This is a genomic window from Escherichia sp. S10b, assembly GCF_028421345.1.
Lineage (GTDB): Bacteria > Pseudomonadota > Gammaproteobacteria > Enterobacterales > Enterobacteriaceae > ECMA0423.
Genome location: NZ_JAHZSO010000115.1, coordinates 1 through 670, shown reverse-complemented (window position 1 = coordinate 670; position 670 = coordinate 1). Strand labels below are relative to the sequence as shown.

The following is a 670-nucleotide window of genomic DNA, read 5'->3' as shown; positions in this document are numbered from 1 at the left end:
GTGGGATCCGCTGGTGGCACCGTATGTTATTGAGCCGATGAACTGCCTGGCCTCGCGTGAATACGACGCAGTGATATTTGTTGGTCCGGCACGAACCGGCAAGACTATCGGCCTGATTGACGGCTGGGTGATTTACAACGTGATTTGCGATCCTGCGGATATGCTGATCATTCAGATGACGGAGGAAAAAGCCCGCGAACACTCCAAAAAACGACTCGCCAGAACGTTTCGCGTCAGCCCGGAAGTGGTCAGTCGCCTGAGTCCGAACAAAAATGACAACAACGTTTATGACAGAACATTCCTTGCTGGCAACTACCTGAAAATCGGCTGGCCGTCAGTCAATATCATGTCCTCATCAGATTATAAATGCGTCGCGCTGACGGATTATGACCGTTTTCCGGAAGATATTGATGGCGAGGGGGATGCCTTCTCTCTTGCCTCAAAACGTACCACCACATTTATGTCCAGTGGTATGACGCTGGTGGAGAGTTCCCCCGGTAGGGATGTGAAGGATGTGAAATGGCGAAGGACTTCACCGCATGAGGCTCCACCAACCACGGGGATACTGTCGCTCTATAACCGTGGCGATCGCCGTCGCTGGTACTGGCCCTGTCCACACTGTGGTGAGTATTTTCAGCCCTGCGGCGATGTGGTTGCTGGTTTCCGTGAT

Annotated in this window: 1 protein-coding gene; it reads left to right on the top strand. The window is 52.8% G+C overall.

What is annotated here, in order from left to right:
- Positions 1–670 (top strand): phage terminase large subunit family protein (locus FTE26_RS20210; RefSeq protein ID WP_272457523.1); only part of this gene is annotated, 670 nt, incomplete at both ends.